The organism is Bacillus sp. LR--39, from assembly GCF_053613335.1.
Genome location: NZ_JBSIOT010001720.1, coordinates 1 through 500, shown reverse-complemented (window position 1 = coordinate 500; position 500 = coordinate 1). Strand labels below are relative to the sequence as shown.

The 500-nt window shown below is 44.6% G+C and carries 1 pseudogene; it reads right to left on the bottom strand.

From position 1 onward, the window contains the following. Positions 1-500: pseudogene (locus ACWHAR_RS32770) on the bottom strand (molecular chaperone HtpG); the annotation flags it as partial.

The window sequence follows — 500 nt, the reverse complement described above, 5'->3', positions numbered from 1 at the left end:
CAGCAGATCCGGACACTTTTCCATGATCAGCACACCGTTCGAATACAGTTCCAGACCCTTCTCGAATTCCTTCGTGTAGTAGTTGAACGGAATATTTTCAGGAATGAATAAAATCGCATGGTATCTCACCGCGCCGTCTACGCTTGTATGGATGTGCGCGAGAGGCTTGTCAAAACCGTAATGCTTTTCCTTATAAAACGCCTCATAATCTTCATCTTTCAGTTCGCTTTTGTTTTTTCTCCAAATCGGCACCATGCTGTTGACCGTCTGTTCTTCCTGGACTTCTTCAAATTCATTTTCGGCGCCTTCTTTCGGCTTGTTGACCGCGACATCCATCTTGATCGGGTAGCGGATGAAATCAGAGTATGTTTTGATGATCGCTTTTAAGCGATGAACATCCAGGTATTCATCATAGTTTTCATCGTCTGTATTCTCTTTCAGCTTCAGAATGACATCGGTTCCGGCTGATTCTTTCGCAGCCGGTTCGATTGTATAGCCGT